Source organism: Streptomyces sp. TRD_SC_5 (assembly GCF_056836825.1).
Map to the genome: position 1 here is coordinate 5,631,871 of NZ_JBWZZS010000001.1, position 17,289 is coordinate 5,649,159.

Sequence of the window (17,289 nt, forward strand, 5' to 3'; positions counted from 1 at the left end):
GGCCGGCCGTGGCAGGCGCGACACCGCCCAGGAGGAAGCGCTTCCGGCGCAAGGATTCCCCGGAGGCGCCGCAAGGCGTGAGCGCGGCCGTCGGCGCACGTGACGACGAGCGGGGCCCGACGGCCTCGCTCGAAGCGGCGGAAGGGCCCACTGTGCGGGCCCGGCGTCTGGCGGCTGTCAGGCAGGGCGTACGGAAGGGCGGCCAGGGCGCGAAAGCCGGCATCGGCTATCTCGCCGACCGGGTCATCGACCTCGCGCCGCGCGTTCCCGTGCGCGACCTGCCGACCCTGCGCAAGCAGTTCCCGGGCCTCGGCCCGGAGCAGCTCGCCGACAAACTGGTGGCGGGTGCGGCCAACGGCACCTCCACCGTGGGGGCGGGCATCGGCGCGGCGGCCATGCTGCCCGTACCCCCCGCGATGCCGGCCGAGCTGGCTGCCGAGGTCACCGGCGTCGCCGCGATCGAGCTGAAGCTCATCGCGGAGTTGCACGAGGTCTACGGCATGCGGCCGCCCGGCGGGCTCGCCCAGCGCAGCACCGCCTACCTCACCTCCTGGACACAGGAGCGAGGGATCGACGTGACCAAACCGGCCACGTACAACACGGCGCTCGGCACTCAGATGAAGCGCCAGCTGCGCCAGCAGATCATGAAACGCATGGTCCGCAATCTGCCGAACCTCATGCCGTTCATGGTCGGCGCCGCCGTCGGCGCCGTGATGAACCGCCGCGACACCAGAAAGCTCGCCGAGCGCATCCGCAAGGACCTGCGCGACATGCAGGTCCCCTGGGACGCGCTGCCCGAGCTGCCGCCCCTGGAACCGCCCATGGAGCCTCGGGCCGAGCCGAAGCCCGGCCGCAAGGAGCTGGGAAGCTAGCCCGCCCGTACGGCCGCGAGAGCCGCCGCCAGGCCCTCGGGGTCGCGCGTCGAGAGGTAGAGGTACGGCGTCGGGTCGGCCGGGTCGGTGACCTCCACGCGCAGCGCCCCCGGGATGTAGCTGCGCAGCAGCATGTGGGCGCGCGTATCGGCCTTGTACGACCGCCAGGCGCGGGCCTCGTCGGCGTCCAGCACCTCGGCCTCGCCGAGCGCGGAGACCGGGATACGGGCGTCGCCGACGATCAGCGCGTCCCCGACCACCCGGATCCGCTGGGAGCCGTACGAACTCACCCCGGCCGCGGCGAGCGCGCCCGCCGCGACGATCCCGCCCAGCATCGGCAGGAGACCCAGGGGCATCAGTATCAGCCCGCCCGAGACACCGATGAGTCCGGCGATGATCCACCAGGAGCGGGGCGCGGTGAGACGTTCTGCGTACTGCGGGGCGGAAGGCTGCATGAAACCAAGCTTGGCACGGCGCGACCTGCGCGTACCCGCGCGGGTAAGGTCTGCGCCTGTGAGTACTGAGAACTCCCGGGAGACGGCCCCCGGGCCCGCGGCCCTCAAGCCCCCGGCCGACGCCATAGCCCCGGTCAGGCACCCCGACGCACCGCCGCCCGGCGAGCTGCTCGGCGCGCACTACGAGCACTGCTTCGGCTGCGGCGGGGGCCAGCCCCACGGGCTGCACCTCCAGGCCCGCGCCGGTGAGGGCGTGCGCGTCTCGGCCGAGTTCACGGTCAAGGCCGCCCACCAGGGCGCCCCCGGCCTCGCACACGGCGGCGTACTGGCCACGGCGCTCGACGAGACGCTCGGCTCGCTGAACTGGCTGCTGCGGGTCATCGCGGTGACCGGCCGGCTGGAGACCGATTTCGTACGTCCCGTGCCGGTGGACACCGTGCTGCACCTCGACGCCGAGGTGACCGCGGTGCACGGCCGCAAGATCTACTCCACGGCGACCGGACGGATCGGCGGCCCCGACGGCCCCGTGGCGGTCCGCGCCGACGCCCTCTTCATCGAAGTCAAGGTCGACCACTTCATCGAGAACGGACGCCCGGAGGAGATCCGGGCGGCGATGGCCGACCCCGATCAGGTCAGGCGCACCCGCGCCTTCGAGGTGAACCCGTGACCCGTAATCCTGTCGACGTGCTGATCCGCCGGGTCGACCCCGACGTACCCCTTCCTTCGTACGGACATCCGGGCGACGCGGGAGCCGACCTGGTCACCACGGAGGCCGCCGAACTCGCTCCCGGTGAGCGTGCGGTGCTTCCGACCGGGGTGTCTGTCGCGCTGCCTGACGGGTACGCGGCCTTCGTGCACCCGCGATCCGGTCTCGCCGCCCGCTGTGGAGTCGCCCTCGTGAATGCCCCGGGGACGGTGGATGCCGGGTACCGTGGGGAAATCAAGGTGATCGTGGTCAATCTCGACCCGCGTGAAAGCGTGCGGTTCGAGCGCTTCGACCGGATTGCCCAACTGGTCGTCCAACAGGTCGAGAAGGTGCGCTTCCACGAGGTCGCGGAGCTTCCCGGCTCGGCGCGGGCCGAGGGGGGCTTCGGTTCCACCGGCGGTCATGCCGCCGTGGACGGCCGGGCGGGTGGGAATCGATACGCATCGGTCGTATCCGACCGGGAAGGACAGTGACGTGTTCGGACGTCGCAAGAAGAGCGAATCCGCCACGGATGTGGCGGGCGAGGCCGAGCAGGTCGTCGACGACGTCGAGCCTGACGAGGCCGCGGACGGCGACGGGTCGGTACGCAGGGTGAACCTGCCACCGGCACCCCGCCCGGACGGTCCGTGGGACGTGTCCGAGGTGATGGAACCCGGCGAGGGCCGGGTCGACCTGGGCGGCATGTTCGTGCCCGGGGTCGAGGGCATGGAACTGCGGGTCGAGGTCGCGGGCGACGCGATCGTCGCGGCGACGGTCGTACTGCGCGACAGCGCCGTACAGCTCCAGGCCTTCGCGGCGCCCAAGAAGGAAGGCATCTGGGGCGAGGTCCGCGAGGAGATCGCGTCGGGCATCACCCAGCAGGGCGGCGTCATCGACGAGATCGAGGGTCCGCTGGGCTGGGAGCTGCGGGCCCAGGTGCCCGTACAGCTGCCGGACGGCACGGGCGGCGTGCAGATGGTGCGCTTCGTCGGTGTCGACGGGCCGCGCTGGTTCCTGCGCGGAGTGATCTCCGGTCAGGGCGCGGTGCAGCCGGAGGCCGCGGGCGTGCTGGAGCACGTTTTCAAGGACACCGTGGTCGTACGGGGCGAGGGGCCGATGGCCCCGCGTGACCCGATCGTCCTCAAGCTGCCGGACGACGCGCAGATGGTGCCCGAGGGCGTCCAGCAGGAGGAGCAGGAAGGCTCGCGCTTCTCCGGCGGGATGGGACAGCTGCAGCGCGGTCCGGAGATCACGGAAGTGCACTGACCCGGGGCTGACCCGAAACTGACGTGGCCGGTGGGCCGCACTCCCCTTTGGGAGTGCGGCCCACCGGCTTTTCTGCTGGTCGGAGCGGTTCCGTATGGATCACGTCAAGGCGGCGCCCGTGGCCGTAAGGGAGGCGTCAACACAGGGCCCGGGCGCTTTTGGAGGAGGTTTCCTCGGGAGGTCAGACAATCCGTAACTCTTCTAGGAGCACACGATGGCCGACGTGGCCTTCGTCGTCACCGCGCTCACGGTCTTCGCGCTGGTGGCAGTCATCGCCAAGGGGGTGGCGAAGGTGTGACAGCCGAGAACATCGTCGGCCTGGTCGTGGCCGTCTCCCTGCTGGGCTGTCTCGTCCTCGCCCTTGTGTACCCGGAGAGGTTCTGAGCCCCGCCATGAGTCCTGTCCTCGCCGGCGTACTCCAGCTGCTCGCGCTCGTCGTGGCGCTGGGCCTGGTGTACCGGCCCCTCGGTGATCACATGGCCCGCGTCTACTCCTCGCCGAAGCATCTGCGGGCCGAGAGCGGTGTCGGCTACCCGCTCGTCGTCACCGGCGCCGCGCAGGCCCTGTTCCCCGACAAGGCCAACGGCTCCGAGGTCACGTCCGGGGGCAGGGTCGTCGGCTCCGAGCTGATCGGGCAGCGGTACGACCTGCCGCTGCGGGAGGCTCAGGAGACGCCCGGCCCGGACCTGAGGTGGTTCCAGCCGCGCCCGTCCAACGGGCTCGGTGCCAACAGCGTCAACACCCCGTACAAGCTCATCGTTTCCGGGGCGACCAACCGCTCCGGCGACAACAAGGAGCTGATCGCCTGGGTCAAGGACGCGAAGGCGGCCGTCGTCAGGGACAACTCCACGGCCGGCCACCGGGTCGACCCCTCGGACGTGCCGGCCGAGGCCGTCACTTCGTCCGGCTCCGGGCTCGACCCGCACATCTCACCGCAGTACGCCGCCCTCCAGGCGCACCGGGTCGCGGAGAGGAACGGGCTCGACGCCGGGCGGGTCGAGAAGCTGGTCGCGGACCACACCGAAGGGCGGACCCTCGGCTTCATGGGGGAGCCCCGGGTGAACGTTCTCGCACTCAACATCGCGCTCAAGGAGCTCGCGGCCGCTCGGGCCAAGGACTGACTACGTCGGATGGCGGCGGCGGGCGTCAGAGTTGCGTCAATACGCACCTGAAGTCTGCCCCCGCGTCCGTTTTGCCTGGAGACAGCGCAGACAATGGGGCCATGGGACGCGGCAAGCTTCGGATATACCTGGGTGCGGCGCCCGGTGTCGGCAAGACGTACGCCATGCTGTCCGAGGCCCACCGGCGCGTGGAGCGCGGCACCGACTGCGTCGTCGCCTTCGTCGAGCACCACGACAGGCCGCGTACCGAAGTGATGCTGAACGGCTTGGAGCAGGTCCGGCGGCGCGAGATCGAATACCGCGGCTCCGTCTTCGCCGAGATGGACGTCGATACCGCCCTCGAACGCCGACCCGCCGTCGCCCTGGTCGACGAACTCGCCCACACCAACGTCCCCGGATCGCGCAACGCCAAGCGCTGGCAGGACGTCGAAGAACTGCTCCAGGCCGGCATCGACGTCATCTCGACCGTCAACATCCAGCACCTCGAGTCCCTCGGCGACGTCGTCGAGTCGATAACCGGCGTACGGCAGCGCGAGACCGTACCCGACGAGGTCGTACGGCGCGCCGACCAGATCGAGCTGGTCGACATGTCGCCCCAGGCCCTGCGCCGCCGCATGGCCCACGGCAACATCTACAAGCCCGACAAGCTCGACGCCGCCCTGTCCCACTACTTCAGGCCCGGCAACCTCACCGCACTGCGCGAGCTGGCGCTCCTGTGGGTCGCCGACCGCGTCGACGAATACCTCCAGCAGTACCGCGGCGAGCACAACATCCGCTCCACCTGGCAGGCCCGCGAGCGCATCGTCGTCGGCCTCACCGGCGGACCCGAGGGCCGTACGCTCATCCGCCGCGCCTCGCGCATGGCCGCCAAGGGCTCCGGCAGCGAGATCCTCGCCGTCTACATCGCCCGCAGCGACGGCCTGACCTCCGCCTCGCCCAAGGAACTCGCCGTACAGCGGACTCTCGTCGAGGACCTCGGCGGAACCTTCCACCACGTCATAGGCGACGACGTGCCCTCCGCACTGCTGGAGTTCGCGCGTGGCGTCAACGCCACCCAGATCGTGCTCGGCTCCAGCCGCCGCAAGGCCTGGCAGTACATCTTCGGGCCCGGCGTCGGCGCCACCGTGGCCCGCGAGTCCGGGCCCGACCTGGACGTCCACATCGTCACCCACGACCACGTCGCCAAGGGGCGCGGCCTGCCGGTCGCCCGCGGTGCCCGCCTGGGGCGGGCCCGGATCGTCTCCGGCTGGCTGGTCGGCGTGGCCGCGCCCGTCATGCTCTCCCTACTGCTCACGAGCATGGAGCACGGCCCGGGGCTCGCCAACAACGTGCTCCTCTTCCTCTTCCTCACCGTGGTCGCAGCCCTCCTCGGCGGGCTGCTGCCCGCGCTCGCGTCGGCCGCCGTGGGATCGCTGCTGCTGAACTACTACTTCACGCCGCCCACCCACACCCTGACGATCAACGACCCGAAGAACCTCGTCGCCATCGTGATCTTCTTCGCGGTGGCCGTCTCGGTCGCCTCCGTGGTCGACCTGGCGGCCCGTCGCACCCACCAGGCCGCCCGGCTGCGCGCCGAGTCCGAGATCCTCTCCTTCCTCGCGGGCAGCGTCCTGCGCGGCGAGACCACCCTGGACGCCCTGCTGGAGCGGGTCCGCGAGACCTTCGCCATGGAGTCGGTGGGGCTGCTCGAACGCGCGAGTGACGTCGATCCCTGGACCTGCGCCGGCAGCGTCGGTCCCCGGCCCGTCGCCCGCCCCGAGGACGCCGACGTGGACATGCCCGTCGGCGACCACATGGCGCTCGCGCTCTCCGGGCGCGTGCTGCCGGCGGAGGACCGGCGGGTACTCGGCGCCTTCGCCGCCCAGGCGGCCGTCGTACTGGACAGACAGCGCCTGGTGGGGGAGGCCGAGGGGGCGCGCAAGCTCGCCGAGGGCAACCGCATCCGCACCGCCCTGCTCGCCGCCGTCAGCCATGACCTGCGTACGCCGCTGGCCGCAATCAAGGCCGCCGTGTCGTCCCTGCGCTCCGACGACGTGGCCTGGTCGGAGGCGGACGAGGCCGAACTGCTCGCGGGCATCGAGGACGGCGCGGACCGCCTCGACCACCTCGTCGGCAATCTCCTCGACATGTCGAGGCTCCAGACCGGGACCGTGACCCCGCTCATCCGCGAGACCGACCTCGACGAAGTCGTCCCGATGGCGCTCGTCGGCGTACCCGCCGAGAGCGTCGGCCTCGACATCCCGGAGAGCCTTCCCATGGTGGCCGTCGACCGTGGGCTGCTGGAGCGGGCCGTCGCCAACATCGTCGAGAACGCCGTCAAGTACAGCCCCGGCGACGCCCCCGTCTCCGTCGCCGCCAGCGCGCTCGGCGACCGGGTCGAGCTGCGCGTCGCGGACCGCGGGCCCGGCGTCCCCGACGACGGCAAAGACCGGATATTCGAACCGTTCCAGCGCTACGGGGACGCCCCGCGCGGCGCCGGCGTGGGCCTCGGCCTCGCCGTCGCCCGCGGCTTCGTCGAGTCCATGGGCGGGACCCTGACCGCAGAGGACACGCCCGGGGGCGGCATGACGATGGTCCTCACGCTCAAGGCGGTCCGCGGGCACGTGCCGCTGCGCCCGGAACCGCCCGCCCGGGTCACCTCGTGAACGTGACCCCGCCCGTCATTTCGTTCCGTACACCCCCGCAGAAAGGCAGGCACTCCATGACCCGGGTGCTCGTGGTCGACGACGAGCCGCAGATCGTACGCGCCCTCGTGATCAACCTGAAGGCGCGCAAGTACGAAGTCGACGCGGCCCCCGACGGCGCGACCGCGCTCCGGCTCGCCGCCGCCCGGCATCCCGACGTGGTCGTCCTGGACCTCGGCCTGCCCGACATGGACGGTGTGGAGGTGATCAAGGGGCTGCGCGGCTGGACCCGCGTACCGATCCTCGTGCTCTCCGCCCGCCACACCTCCGACGAGAAGGTCGAGGCGCTCGACGCCGGGGCCGACGACTACGTCACCAAGCCGTTCGGCATGGACGAGCTGCTGGCCAGGCTTCGCGCGGCGGTCCGCAGGGCCGAGCCGGCCGGCGCCGCCGAGGACGACGTGATAGTCGACGCGGGCGACTTCACCGTCGACCTGGCCGCGAAGAAGGTGCACCGGGAGGGAAAGGACGTACGGCTGACTCCCACCGAATGGCACCTGCTGGAGGTGCTCGTACGCAATACGGGCCGCCTCGTCAGCCAGAAGCAGCTCCTCCAGGAGGTCTGGGGCCCCTCGTACGGCACCGAGACCAACTACCTGCGGGTCTACATGGCGCAGCTGCGCCGCAAGCTGGAGGCCGACCCCTCGCACCCCAGGCACTTCGTCACCGAACCCGGCATGGGATACCGCTTCGAACGGTGATCCGTGCGGGCCCTCTCCCCGGTACCCTTCGTGTATGAGTGCCGTACCACGTTCGGAGAAGCCCGCGGGCCGGTTCCGCCGGATGCTCGACCGGCTGTCCACCTCGCAGGAGGACCTGCATTCCGCGGAGCTGCAGGAGGACGCCCAGGCCGCGGGATGCTCACGCATCTGCGACTGCGACGACCGGCAGGTGGTGAAGGTGACTGGTACGTTGCGCACGGTCACCCTGCGTCCGCGGGCCGGTGTGCCCGCCCTCGAGGCGGAGCTGTTCGACGGCACGGCGCCCCTGGACGTCGTGTGGCTGGGCCGCCGTTCCATCGTGGGCATAGAACCGGGCCGCAGACTCATAGCCTCCGGCCGGGTCTCCATGAGCCACGGCCGCCGGGTGCTTTTCAATCCCAAATACGAGCTCCGACCGCTCGGACAGGAGTAGCGGGTGACGTCTCTCGACAAGCCGACCGCGACGGATCAGATCAGCGAACAGACCGAAGCAGGAGCCGGAGCCCCTCATGACGCGAAGGCCGTGACGGAGGCCGCGCTGTTCGAGGCCTTCGGCGGCCTGCGGGGCATGGTGGAGACCGTGCTCCCCGGTCTGCTGTTCGTCACGATCTTCACGATCAACAAGGACCTGCACATCTCGGCCATCGCGGCGCTCGCGGTGTCCTTGGTGCTCGTCGCCGTACGGTTGATCCGCCGGGACACGGTCAAGCACGCCTTCAGCGGTGTCTTCGGCGTCGCCTTCGGTGTCGTCTTCGCGATGATGACCGGCAACGCCAAGGACTTCTACCTGCCGGGCATGATCTACACCCTGGGCCTCGCCCTCGCGTACATCGTGACCACGCTCGCGGGCGTCCCGCTGATCGGCCTGATCCTCGGCCCGATCTTCAAGGAGAACCTCTCCTGGCGTACGCGCAATCCGGGACGCAAGAAGGCGTACGCCAAGGCGAGCTGGGCCTGGGGCCTGATCCTGCTCGGCAAGTGCGCGATCCTCTTCCCGCTGTACTGGTGGGCCGACACCACCCAGCTCGGCTGGGTCCTGGTCGCGCTGAAGATCCCGCCGTTCCTGCTCGCGGTGTACCTGACGTGGGTCTTCCTGGCGAAGGCTCCGCCGCCCATCGACGTGTTCGCGGAGATGGAGGCGCAGGAGAAGGCCGAGAAGGCCGAGAAGGAGCGCAAGGCGGCGGCCGCTGCCGCCGCGGCGCAGCGCGAGGTCTGATTTCCCGTACGTATGTGAGTGGGGCCCGGAACCGTCAACGGTTCCGGGCCCCACTCACATACTCGGTACGTACCGCCGTCAGCTCGCCGCGTCTTCCTTGCGGACCGACAGCAGGTCCTCCAGCTGCTCCTCGCGCGCCTGGGCTGCCACGAACAGCAGCTCGTCGCCCGCTTCCAGGGTCTCCTCAGGGCTCGGCGTCAGCACGCGCGAACCGCGGATGATGGTGACCAGCGAGGTGTCCTCGGGCCAGTCGACGTCCCCGACCTGCGTGCCGGCCAGTGCCGACTCGGGCGGCAGCGTCAGCTCGACGAGGTTGGCGTCGCCGTGGCTGAAGCGGAGCAGCCGTACGAGATCGCCCACGCTCACCGCCTCCTCGACCAGCGCCGACATCAGGCGCGGAGTCGAGACCGCGACGTCGACGCCCCAGGCCTCGGTGAACAGCCACTCGTTCTTGGGGTTGTTGACGCGGGCGACGACCCTCGGCACGCCGTACTCGGTCTTCGCGAGCAGCGAGACGACCAGGTTGACCTTGTCGTCACCGGTCGCCGCGATCACCACGTTGCAGCGCTGGAGCGCCGCCTCGTCGAGCGAGGTGATCTCGCAGGCGTCGGCCAGCAGCCACTCGGCGAGCGGTACGCGCTCCACCGAGATGGCGGTCGGCGCCTTGTCGATGAGCAGGATCTCGTGGCCGTTCTCCAGCAGCTCGCCCGCGATGGAACGCCCCACCGCTCCGGCTCCGGCAATAGCGACCCTCATGCGTGACCGCCTTCCTCGGGGCCCTGCGAGCAGGCCGCCTCGACCTTCGCGATCTCTTCCGTACGCATCATCACGTGGACGAGATCGCCCTCCTGGAGCACGGTCTGGGAAGTCGGCAGTACGGCCTCGCCCAGCCGGGTGAGGAAGGCGACGCGTACGCCGGTCTCCTCCTGGAGCCGGCTGATCTTGTGCCCGATCCAGGCGGGGGAGGTGTGCACCTCGGCGAGCTGGACACCGCCGCTCGGGTCGCGCCACAGCGGCTCGGCCCCCGACGGCAGCAGCCGGCGCATCATCTGGTCGGCGGTCCAGCGGACCGTGGCGACCGTGGGGATGCCCAGGCGCTGGTAGACCTCGGCGCGGCGCGGGTCGTAGATACGGGCCGCGACGTTCTCGATGGCGAACATCTCGCGGGCCACCCGGGCCGCGATGATGTTGGAGTTGTCGCCGCTGCTCACCGCCGCGAAGGCGCCGGCGTCCTCGATGCCCGCCTCGCGGAGGGTGTCCTGGTCGAAGCCGACCCCGGTGACCCGGCGGCCGCCGAAACCGGAACCCAGGCGGCGGAAGGCCGTGGGGTCCTGGTCGATGACCGCGACCGTGTGCCCCTGTTGCTCCAAGTTCTGCGCGAGAGCGGCTCCCACTCGCCCGCAGCCCATGATGACGACGTGCATCGTCCCGTTACCCCGCACTCCTGGTCGCCCGGCTGACCTGCCCAAACACCCTGCTCACATCTTCCTTCTCGGCTCACCGGGGGTGGCGCGGACACCAGTGCCCGCACTGCCTCGCCCCTGTCTTCGTCCACCGTAGCGGCAACGCCGAACGTGCCATCGATCACGTCCGGCCTGAGCCGCGCGTTCAGGTTCCGTAAAAGTGGGGGTGGTGGTTGGGCGGTGTCCTTTTCGAACGCTTACGATCCTCTCCGTGTCCAAACTGACCGACGTGCCCAAACGGATCCTGATCGGCCGGGCGCTGCGCAGCGACAGGCTGGGAGAAACCCTCCTCCCCAAGCGCATCGCACTTCCCGTCTTCGCCTCCGACCCGCTCTCATCCGTGGCGTACGCACCGGGAGAAGTACTTCTGGTGCTCTCCATCGCGGGTGTGTCGGCCTACCACTTCAGCCCATGGATCGCGGTCGCCGTCGTGGTGCTCATGTTCACCGTGGTGGCCTCGTATCGCCAGAACGTGCACGCCTACCCGAGCGGGGGCGGCGACTACGAGGTCGCCAACACCAACCTCGGCCCCAAGGCGGGACTGACCGTCGCCAGCGCCCTGCTCGTCGACTACGTCCTCACGGTCGCCGTGTCGATCTCGTCGGGAGTGGAAAACCTCGGTTCGGCGATCCCCTTCGTCGTCGAGAACAAGGTGCTGTGCGCCATCGGCATAATCGTGCTGCTGACGCTCATGAACCTGCGCGGTGTGAAGGAGTCGGGCAAGCTCTTCGCGATCCCGACGTACGTCTTCGTGTCGGGCGTCTTCATCATGATCGCCTGGGGTGCGTACCGCTCCGTCGTCATGGGCGACACCATGCACGCGCCGACCTCCGACTTCGAGATCAAGCCCGAGCACCAGGGCCTGGCCGGCTTCGCCCTCGTCTTCCTGCTGCTGCGCGCCTTCTCGTCCGGCTGTGCGGCGCTCACGGGTGTCGAGGCGATCAGCAACGGTGTGCCCGCCTTCCGCAAGCCGAAGAGCAAGAACGCCGCCTCGACGCTCGCCCTGATGGGCGCTCTGGCCGTCACGATGTTCTGCGGCATCATCGGGCTCGCCATGGCCACCGACGTGAAGATGGCCGAGAACCCGGCGAAGGATCTGATCCACAATGGCGTCGCCGTGGGCGCGGGCTATGTCCAGGACCCGGTGATCTCGCAGGTCGCGGCCGCCGTGTTCGGTGACGGCACGTTCTTCTTCATCCTGCTCGCGGCGGCCACCGCGCTCGTTCTCTTCCTGGCCGCCAACACGGCGTACAACGGCTTCCCGCTGCTCGGCTCGATCCTCGCGCAGGACCGCTACCTGCCGCGCCAGCTGCACACCCGCGGCGACCGCCTCGCCTTCTCGAACGGCATCGTGCTGCTCGCGGGCGCGGCCATCCTGCTCGTCTGGATCTACGGCGCCGACTCGACCAAGCTGATCCAGCTCTACATCGTCGGCGTCTTCGTCTCCTTCACGCTCAGCCAGATCGGCATGGTCCGGCACTGGAACCGCCACCTGAGGACCGAGAAGGACCAGGCCAAGCGGCGCCGCATGATCCGCTCGCGCGCGATCAACACCTTCGGCGCCTTCTTCACGGGCCTGGTGCTCGTCGTCGTACTGGCCACCAAGTTCACGCACGGCGCGTGGGTAGCGCTGCTCGGCATGGTGATCTTCTACGGGACGATGAGCGCGATCCGTAAGCACTACGACCGCGTCTCCGAGGAGATCGCGGCCGACGAGGGCCCGTCCGACGACAGTGTGCGCCCCTCGCGCGTCCACTCCATCGTCCTGGTCTCCAAGGTCCACAAGCCGACGCTGCGGGCGCTGGCCTTCGCCAAGCTGACGCGCTCCGACCGGCTGGAGGCGCTCAGCATCAGCGTCGACCCGGCCGAGACGAAGGCGCTCAAGGAGGAGTGGGAGCGGCGCGGCATCAATGTGCCGCTGAAGATCCTGGACTCGCCGTACCGCGAGATCACGCGACCGATCATCGATTACGTGAAGAGCCTGCGGCGGGAGAGCCCGCGGGACGCGATCAGCGTCTACATCCCGGAGTACGTGGTCGGCCACTGGTACGAGCACCTGCTGCACAACCAGAGCGCGCTGCGGCTCAAGGGCCGGCTGCTGTTCACGCCGGGTGTGATGGTGACCTCGGTGCCGTACCAGCTCCAGTCGTCGGAGCTCGCGAAGGCGCGGGCGAAGAAGCGCCAGGACTGGAACGCGCCCGGTGCGGTGCGGCGGGGTCCGGTGGACGACCGCCGCCCGAAGGAGCCCAGCGCCAAGCGCTGACACCTCCTCTCACTTCGCTGTGGTGAACGGCCGGACGACACCCACGTAGACTGGTGGGCTGAAGTCCGGCCGTACCCCTTTGATCTCTGGAGCCACCCCGTCATGCAGTCAGAATCCAAGGAAACGGCCGACAACTCCCTTGTCGGCACCGAGTACGAGGTCGAGGTCGGCCCGGTCGCCCACGGCGGTCACTGCATCGCCCGTACCGACGAGGGCCGGGTGCTGTTCGTACGGCACACGCTGCCCGGCGAGAAGGTCCGCGCCCGCGTGACGGACGGCGGCGAGACCTCCCGCTACCTGCGCGCCGACGCGGTCGAGGTCATAGAGGCGTCGAAGGACCGCATCGAGGCGCCGTGCCCGTACGCCGGACCCGGCATGTGCGGCGGCTGCGACTGGCAGCACGCCAAGCCGGGCGCCCAGCGACGGCTCAAGGGCGAGGTCGTCGCGGAGCAGCTCATGCGGCTCGCCGGCCTCACGCCGGAGGAGGCGGGCTGGGACGGCACCGTCATGCCGGCCCCCGGCGACAAGCTGCCCCAGGGCGAGGTGCCGGCGTGGCGCACGCGCGTGCAGTACGCCATCGACTCCGACGGCCGGGCCGGACTGCGCAAGCACCGCTCGCACGACGTACAGCCCATCGACCACTGCATGATCGCCGCACCGGGCGTCAGCGAGCTGGGCATCGAGAAGCAGGACTGGCCCCAGATGGCGTCGGTCGAGGCGATCGCCGCCACCGGCTCGAACGACCGCCAGGTCGTCCTCACGCCGCAGCCCGGCGGCCGGCTCCCGCTCGTCGAGCTGGACAAGCCGGTCTCGGTCCTGCGCGTCGAGGAGAAGGACGGCGGGGTACACCGGGTGCACGGCCGCGCCTTCACGCGCGAGCGGGCGGACGGCCGTACGTACCGCGTCGGCATGGGCGGCTTCTGGCAGGTCCACCCGCAGGGTCCCGACACCCTGATCAAGGCCGTCATGCAGGGCCTGATGCCGAGGAAGGGCGAGTCCGCGCTCGACCTGTACTGCGGCGTGGGCCTCTTCGCGGGCGCGATCGCCGAACGCATCGGCGACAAGGGCGCGGTGCTCGGCATCGAGACCTCCAAGCGCGCGGTCGAGGACGCCAGGCACAACCTGCAGGACATGGAGTACGTACGCATCGAGCAGGGCAAGGTCGAGCAGGTGCTGCCGCGCACGGGCATCACCGAGACCGACCTGATCGTCCTGGACCCGCCGCGCGCGGGCGCGGGCAAGCAGACGGTGAAGCACCTGGCGTCGCTGGGCGCCCGCCGCATCGCGTACGTCGCGTGCGACCCGGCGGCGCTGGCCCGGGACCTGGCGTACTTCCGCGAGGCGGGCTACAAGCCGCGCACGCTGCGGGCGTTCGACCTGTTTCCGATGACGCACCACGTGGAGTGCGTGGCGATTCTGGAGCCGGTCCGAGAGGGCGTCTGACCTGCAGTTTTTGGGGAATGACCGTCGGTTCAACCTGTTTCCGGTGGTCGCAACAGGTGGACGTGGAGAACGCTGCCTGAGCTGCGGTTTCCGGTGCTCCGGTGGCGGTTTGCGCGCGGGCGGCAGCGATTCCTGACGCACGGATGACGCACGTCCTGATGGGGTGTCAGCTGCGATTCGAGTGCTGCTGGTTCATGGCTGGCTGCTGGCCGGTTTCGGCAGCCGGGCTGCGTGTTGACGTGGGTCAGCCGCTCTCCAGAGGTGCGGCCGGGAGGTTGTCGAGAACACTGAGACCGTCAGTGTCGGCGTGTGCTCCGAGGTGTCGAGCCGGAGCCCGATGCGCGGAGTCTCCGCCCGCAAGGCGTGGTCGAGTGCCTCGGCCGTCCAGGCGCCGTACCCGGCCTTCGGGCGCGCGGCCTCTCTGGCCCGCACGACCGCGATCGCGGGGGCCAGCACGACGACGAACAGCGGTCGGGTGTGCACCTTGGCGACATACCGGGTCAGGGCGCGGGTCATCCACGCGCAGTTGGAAGTGCCAGGCCATCTTGCCCTTTGAGGTGAGGCGATGGCTGTGGCTTCCGCGAGCTGCCAAGTGCTGGTGAAAAGGACGTTGACCTGCCCAGCTCCTGCCATCTGAGCTCGGTCTGATGTCGGCACGCGGGTGTGCCCGATATGAGTCACTGCCCATCATCGCAAAGTGACGAAAGTGCTTCCGGAATGTTCCGTGTCGGCGTACCCTGCGGGAATTACCGCACGTCAGACCGCAGCGGTCTGAAGCGCGGCGGAGGTGTCATGGGTGGGGACCCGTATGTAGCAGCAACGGTTGACGAACGTGGGGGGCCGGAGGTGTCATCGACGCCCCGCGATAGGGCGCTCGTGCCTCATCCGTACGGTGACCGGCCTCTGTTGACCTCTGCAATGACGCAAGGCTATGACGCCGTACCCGACGAAGAACGGGATCGGTTGCGGCGCTATCTGGAAGCGGTTGTCGTGGCCCGCCCGGCGCCCGTGCACACTGCCGTTGCCTTCAACGCCGTGTACTTCGGGTACGACCTCGGCGGCGACGGCTACGGCGGCAGCCCGCTCTGTCTCGACGACTTCCCTGTGATCACCTTCGGCGAGTGCGCCCCCGTGCTCCCGGTCGGTGCAATGGTGTGTGTCGCCACCGGGTCGGACCCGTTGTACGCCGAGATCGTCTATCGGGAGGGTGCCCACCCAGAGGCGGGCACCCTCGGTGACGTACCCGCCTGGGTGTCGGGGGCGCCTGCAGGGGCCGAGGGTCCAGGGAGGCCGGGAGGCGGCGCCGCGCCACGGCGAAGGGAGCTCCTGGTCCCGGATCTCCATGCCTTCGGCCCGGCTCTGAGCCTGTCATCGGCCCAGCTCCTCCGCTTACGCACGCGCCGGCGCTGGATCAACGAGGACGGGCATGTCGTCGTCTACGTCTGCTACCCGTCTCCGGAGGCGGCATGGCGCGACGACCTGACGGCCTATGCGGAGCATCTCCTGACGACGGCACGGGAGCAACTGCTCAGCCCTTTCGTCCCCGTGTCCCTCGCTGCACTGGTGGGCAGCGCGCACGACGACGACCTGCGAGCGGGGTTGCACGGTCTCCTTGGCACGGTGAAGGGTGCGCTCAACTCCAGTGCGGTCTTACGCACATGGCGTGACTACACCATGACCCGGAGCTCCCTCGCGGACTGCTGGCGGGACACCGGGCCGCTGGGCGGCGACGACCTCAGGTCGCTTGCCGCAGCGGTCGAACGCGCGGCCACCCCGGGGAGGCGCCGCTACGGCCTCACCACGCCTGTCACCGTGTACACAGCGGTTGGACCGCGGCTTCGCGGGTTCCCGGGAGCGACGGAAGTGCTCAGGGGAGTGGGGTACGCCGCAGCGGTGTGCCGGGCGAACGTGGCCCTCGCCGACGTCGTCCAAGGAGACAGCGACCAGGGCCTGTTCGAGAACGGCTCCCGGATCACGCTCGACGACGCCTTCGAGGGCGGAGGCGTGTGGCGGTCCCATCATCCCGGTGACGCAAAAGCGCACGGAGATCCCCTGGCCCCGGCCGGACGCGGCTGGACGTCCACGTTGCCCGCGACATCGGAGCCAGAGCCGGAAACAGAGTTGGCCCCGGTCGATCTGCCTCTGGGCGACGACGCCTCTCTCGGCACCGGTGAACTCCTCCGGAGCGACGCACAGGAGATCGTCTGGCGGGCACCCCTGCGGCTGTCCCAGCTCATCGACGGCTGGTTTCCCTTACATCCGTACGTCGTCGAGGAACTTCGCCGGTCTCATGGTGAGCGCCCCACGGTTCGCCTCGAACTCAACCATGCTGGCGAGGCGTTGGACGAGAAGGAGGCAGTGCAGGGCGTCATCGCCGAACTCGTTGACACTTCGGGCCGTTTGACCGGGATCGTCTGGCCCGGCGACTTCTTCCCCGGCCTGATGCTTGAGCTGCGCGGCCTCCGCGGCGGCTCGGTGATCCGCATGGCCACGACGTCGCTCGAGCAGCGCGTGCTGGTCGGCGACCGTGACACTGGGCATTGTTATGACCCTCGTGTGCTCACCAGGGAGGACGTCCCGGGAAGTGACCGCCACGGTGACAGCGCGGTCGGACTGGGCCCCCGGCAGCTGGTGATGCGCACGGTGCGCCGTTGCGGTCTGCTCACCCTGGACGGCCATGCCCTTATGGACCGTTCGGTCCTGCCGAGCGCGGTCTACGGGCGTCGGCCGGCCCGGTCACAGGCCGCCGCCCTGGAATCGGCCGTTGCGGAACTGCTCGCGGAACGGCTTCTGGAACCGGCGCTCGGCAGCCGAGACGCCTGGGGTCAGCCTCATTTCCCGCCGCGCGACGGACAGCGGACCATTCCTCTCATCGGCTACCGCCCCGCGCGGCCGCGGGTGATACGTCCCTGGGGCGGCACCGAACCGGGCGGCGAGGGGCTTCGGGGGATCCAGTTCGTCCCCGGTCATTTGCGCCGCCTGCGACCGGGGTGCGTGCCCAGCGTCGTTCAGCGTGCGGCCTTTCGGGAGCACTGCCGCAGGCTCGGCAAGGCGGACGGCTGGGAACTGCCCTACGGATACACGTTCGTCACCGAGCACACGCGCGGCCGCTGATTCATC

17 protein-coding genes are annotated in these 17,289 nt (G+C 69.8%); 13 read left to right on the plus strand and 4 right to left on the minus strand.

The features are described 5' to 3' along the window. The first annotated feature begins 8 nt into the window (after positions 1-8). The gene (locus AC1P0E_RS25865; protein WP_482744503.1) at positions 9-872 is read left to right on the plus strand and encodes a hypothetical protein; all 864 of its coding nucleotides are present in this window, start codon (positions 9-11) and stop codon (positions 870-872) included. Here AC1P0E_RS25865 and AC1P0E_RS25870 read toward each other — a convergent pair. Beyond that, positions 869-1,327 (minus strand): DUF3093 domain-containing protein, encoded by a 459-nt coding sequence (locus tag AC1P0E_RS25870; RefSeq protein ID WP_482744504.1) that lies wholly within the window; start codon positions 1,325-1,327, stop codon positions 869-871. The two genes, AC1P0E_RS25865 and AC1P0E_RS25870, sit on opposite strands and share 4 nt — an antisense overlap. Before the next feature lie 124 nt (positions 1,328-1,451). Between AC1P0E_RS25870 and AC1P0E_RS25875 the strand changes: the two genes are divergently transcribed. From AC1P0E_RS25875 to AC1P0E_RS25915, 9 genes are all read left to right on the plus strand, one after another. Next, on the plus strand, positions 1,452-1,994 hold the full coding sequence (locus AC1P0E_RS25875; protein ID WP_482745899.1) for a PaaI family thioesterase: 543 nt from the start codon (positions 1,452-1,454) through the stop codon (positions 1,992-1,994). Continuing rightward, positions 1,991-2,506 carry a dUTP diphosphatase gene (dut, locus tag AC1P0E_RS25880; protein WP_482744505.1) on the plus strand — a complete coding sequence of 172 codons (516 nt, stop codon included), beginning with the start codon at positions 1,991-1,993 and terminating at the stop codon, positions 2,504-2,506. The genes AC1P0E_RS25875 and dut overlap by 4 nt, the downstream gene beginning before the upstream one ends. Position 2,507: 1 nt before the next feature. Continuing rightward, positions 2,508-3,278, plus strand: coding sequence for a DUF3710 domain-containing protein (locus AC1P0E_RS25885; protein WP_482744506.1), 771 nt, complete (start codon positions 2,508-2,510; stop codon positions 3,276-3,278). Positions 3,279-3,572: 294 nt separating this feature from the next. After that, positions 3,573-3,662 carry a K(+)-transporting ATPase subunit F gene (gene kdpF, locus AC1P0E_RS25890; protein WP_482744507.1) on the plus strand — a complete coding sequence of 30 codons (90 nt, stop codon included), beginning with the start codon at positions 3,573-3,575 and terminating at the stop codon, positions 3,660-3,662. Positions 3,663-3,754: 92 nt separating this feature from the next. Then, positions 3,755-4,399 (plus strand): potassium-transporting ATPase subunit C, encoded by a 645-nt coding sequence (locus tag AC1P0E_RS25895; protein WP_482745900.1) that lies wholly within the window; start codon positions 3,755-3,757, stop codon positions 4,397-4,399. Positions 4,400-4,500: 101 nt separating this feature from the next. Continuing rightward, on the plus strand, positions 4,501-7,044 hold the full coding sequence (locus AC1P0E_RS25900) for an ATP-binding protein (protein WP_482744508.1): 2,544 nt from the start codon (positions 4,501-4,503) through the stop codon (positions 7,042-7,044). Between the two features lie 56 nt (positions 7,045-7,100). Beyond that, positions 7,101-7,784: a response regulator gene (locus AC1P0E_RS25905; RefSeq protein WP_482744509.1), complete on the plus strand. Its 684-nt coding sequence runs from the start codon at positions 7,101-7,103 to the stop codon at positions 7,782-7,784. A 34-nt stretch (positions 7,785-7,818) separates the two neighbouring features. Further along, complete coding sequence (locus AC1P0E_RS25910; RefSeq protein WP_450262011.1) at positions 7,819-8,217, plus strand: OB-fold nucleic acid binding domain-containing protein; 399 nt, start codon at positions 7,819-7,821, stop codon at positions 8,215-8,217. A gap of 3 nt (positions 8,218-8,220) precedes the next feature. Beyond that, the gene (locus AC1P0E_RS25915) at positions 8,221-9,000 is read left to right on the plus strand and encodes a DUF3159 domain-containing protein (RefSeq protein WP_482744510.1); all 780 of its coding nucleotides are present in this window, start codon (positions 8,221-8,223) and stop codon (positions 8,998-9,000) included. Positions 9,001-9,078: 78 nt separating this feature from the next. Here AC1P0E_RS25915 and AC1P0E_RS25920 read toward each other — a convergent pair whose 3' ends face one another. Further along, the gene (locus tag AC1P0E_RS25920) at positions 9,079-9,756 is read right to left on the minus strand and encodes a potassium channel family protein (protein WP_482744511.1); all 678 of its coding nucleotides are present in this window, start codon (positions 9,754-9,756) and stop codon (positions 9,079-9,081) included. Further along, positions 9,753-10,424 (minus strand): potassium channel family protein, encoded by a 672-nt coding sequence (locus tag AC1P0E_RS25925; protein WP_482744512.1) that lies wholly within the window; start codon positions 10,422-10,424, stop codon positions 9,753-9,755. The genes AC1P0E_RS25920 and AC1P0E_RS25925 overlap by 4 nt, the downstream gene beginning before the upstream one ends. A 250-nt stretch (positions 10,425-10,674) precedes the next feature. Here AC1P0E_RS25925 and AC1P0E_RS25930 point away from each other — a divergent pair, with 250 nt between their 5' ends. Next, a complete protein-coding gene (locus tag AC1P0E_RS25930; protein ID WP_482744513.1) occupies positions 10,675-12,726 on the plus strand; it encodes an APC family permease in 2,052 nt (683 codons plus the stop codon). Positions 12,727-12,828: 102 nt separating this feature from the next. After that, positions 12,829-14,169 (plus strand): class I SAM-dependent RNA methyltransferase, encoded by a 1,341-nt coding sequence (locus tag AC1P0E_RS25935; RefSeq protein WP_482744514.1) that lies wholly within the window; start codon positions 12,829-12,831, stop codon positions 14,167-14,169. Between the two features lie 192 nt (positions 14,170-14,361). On the opposite strand, the gene AC1P0E_RS25940 is transcribed toward AC1P0E_RS25935, so the two are convergent. After that, a complete protein-coding gene (locus AC1P0E_RS25940) occupies positions 14,362-14,685 on the minus strand; it encodes a hypothetical protein (RefSeq protein WP_482744515.1) in 324 nt (107 codons plus the stop codon). A 402-nt stretch (positions 14,686-15,087) separates the two neighbouring features. Here AC1P0E_RS25940 and AC1P0E_RS25945 point away from each other — a divergent pair, with 402 nt between their 5' ends. Then, a complete protein-coding gene (locus AC1P0E_RS25945; RefSeq protein ID WP_482744516.1) occupies positions 15,088-17,283 on the plus strand; it encodes a hypothetical protein in 2,196 nt (731 codons plus the stop codon). The last annotated feature ends 6 nt before the right edge of the window (positions 17,284-17,289 follow it).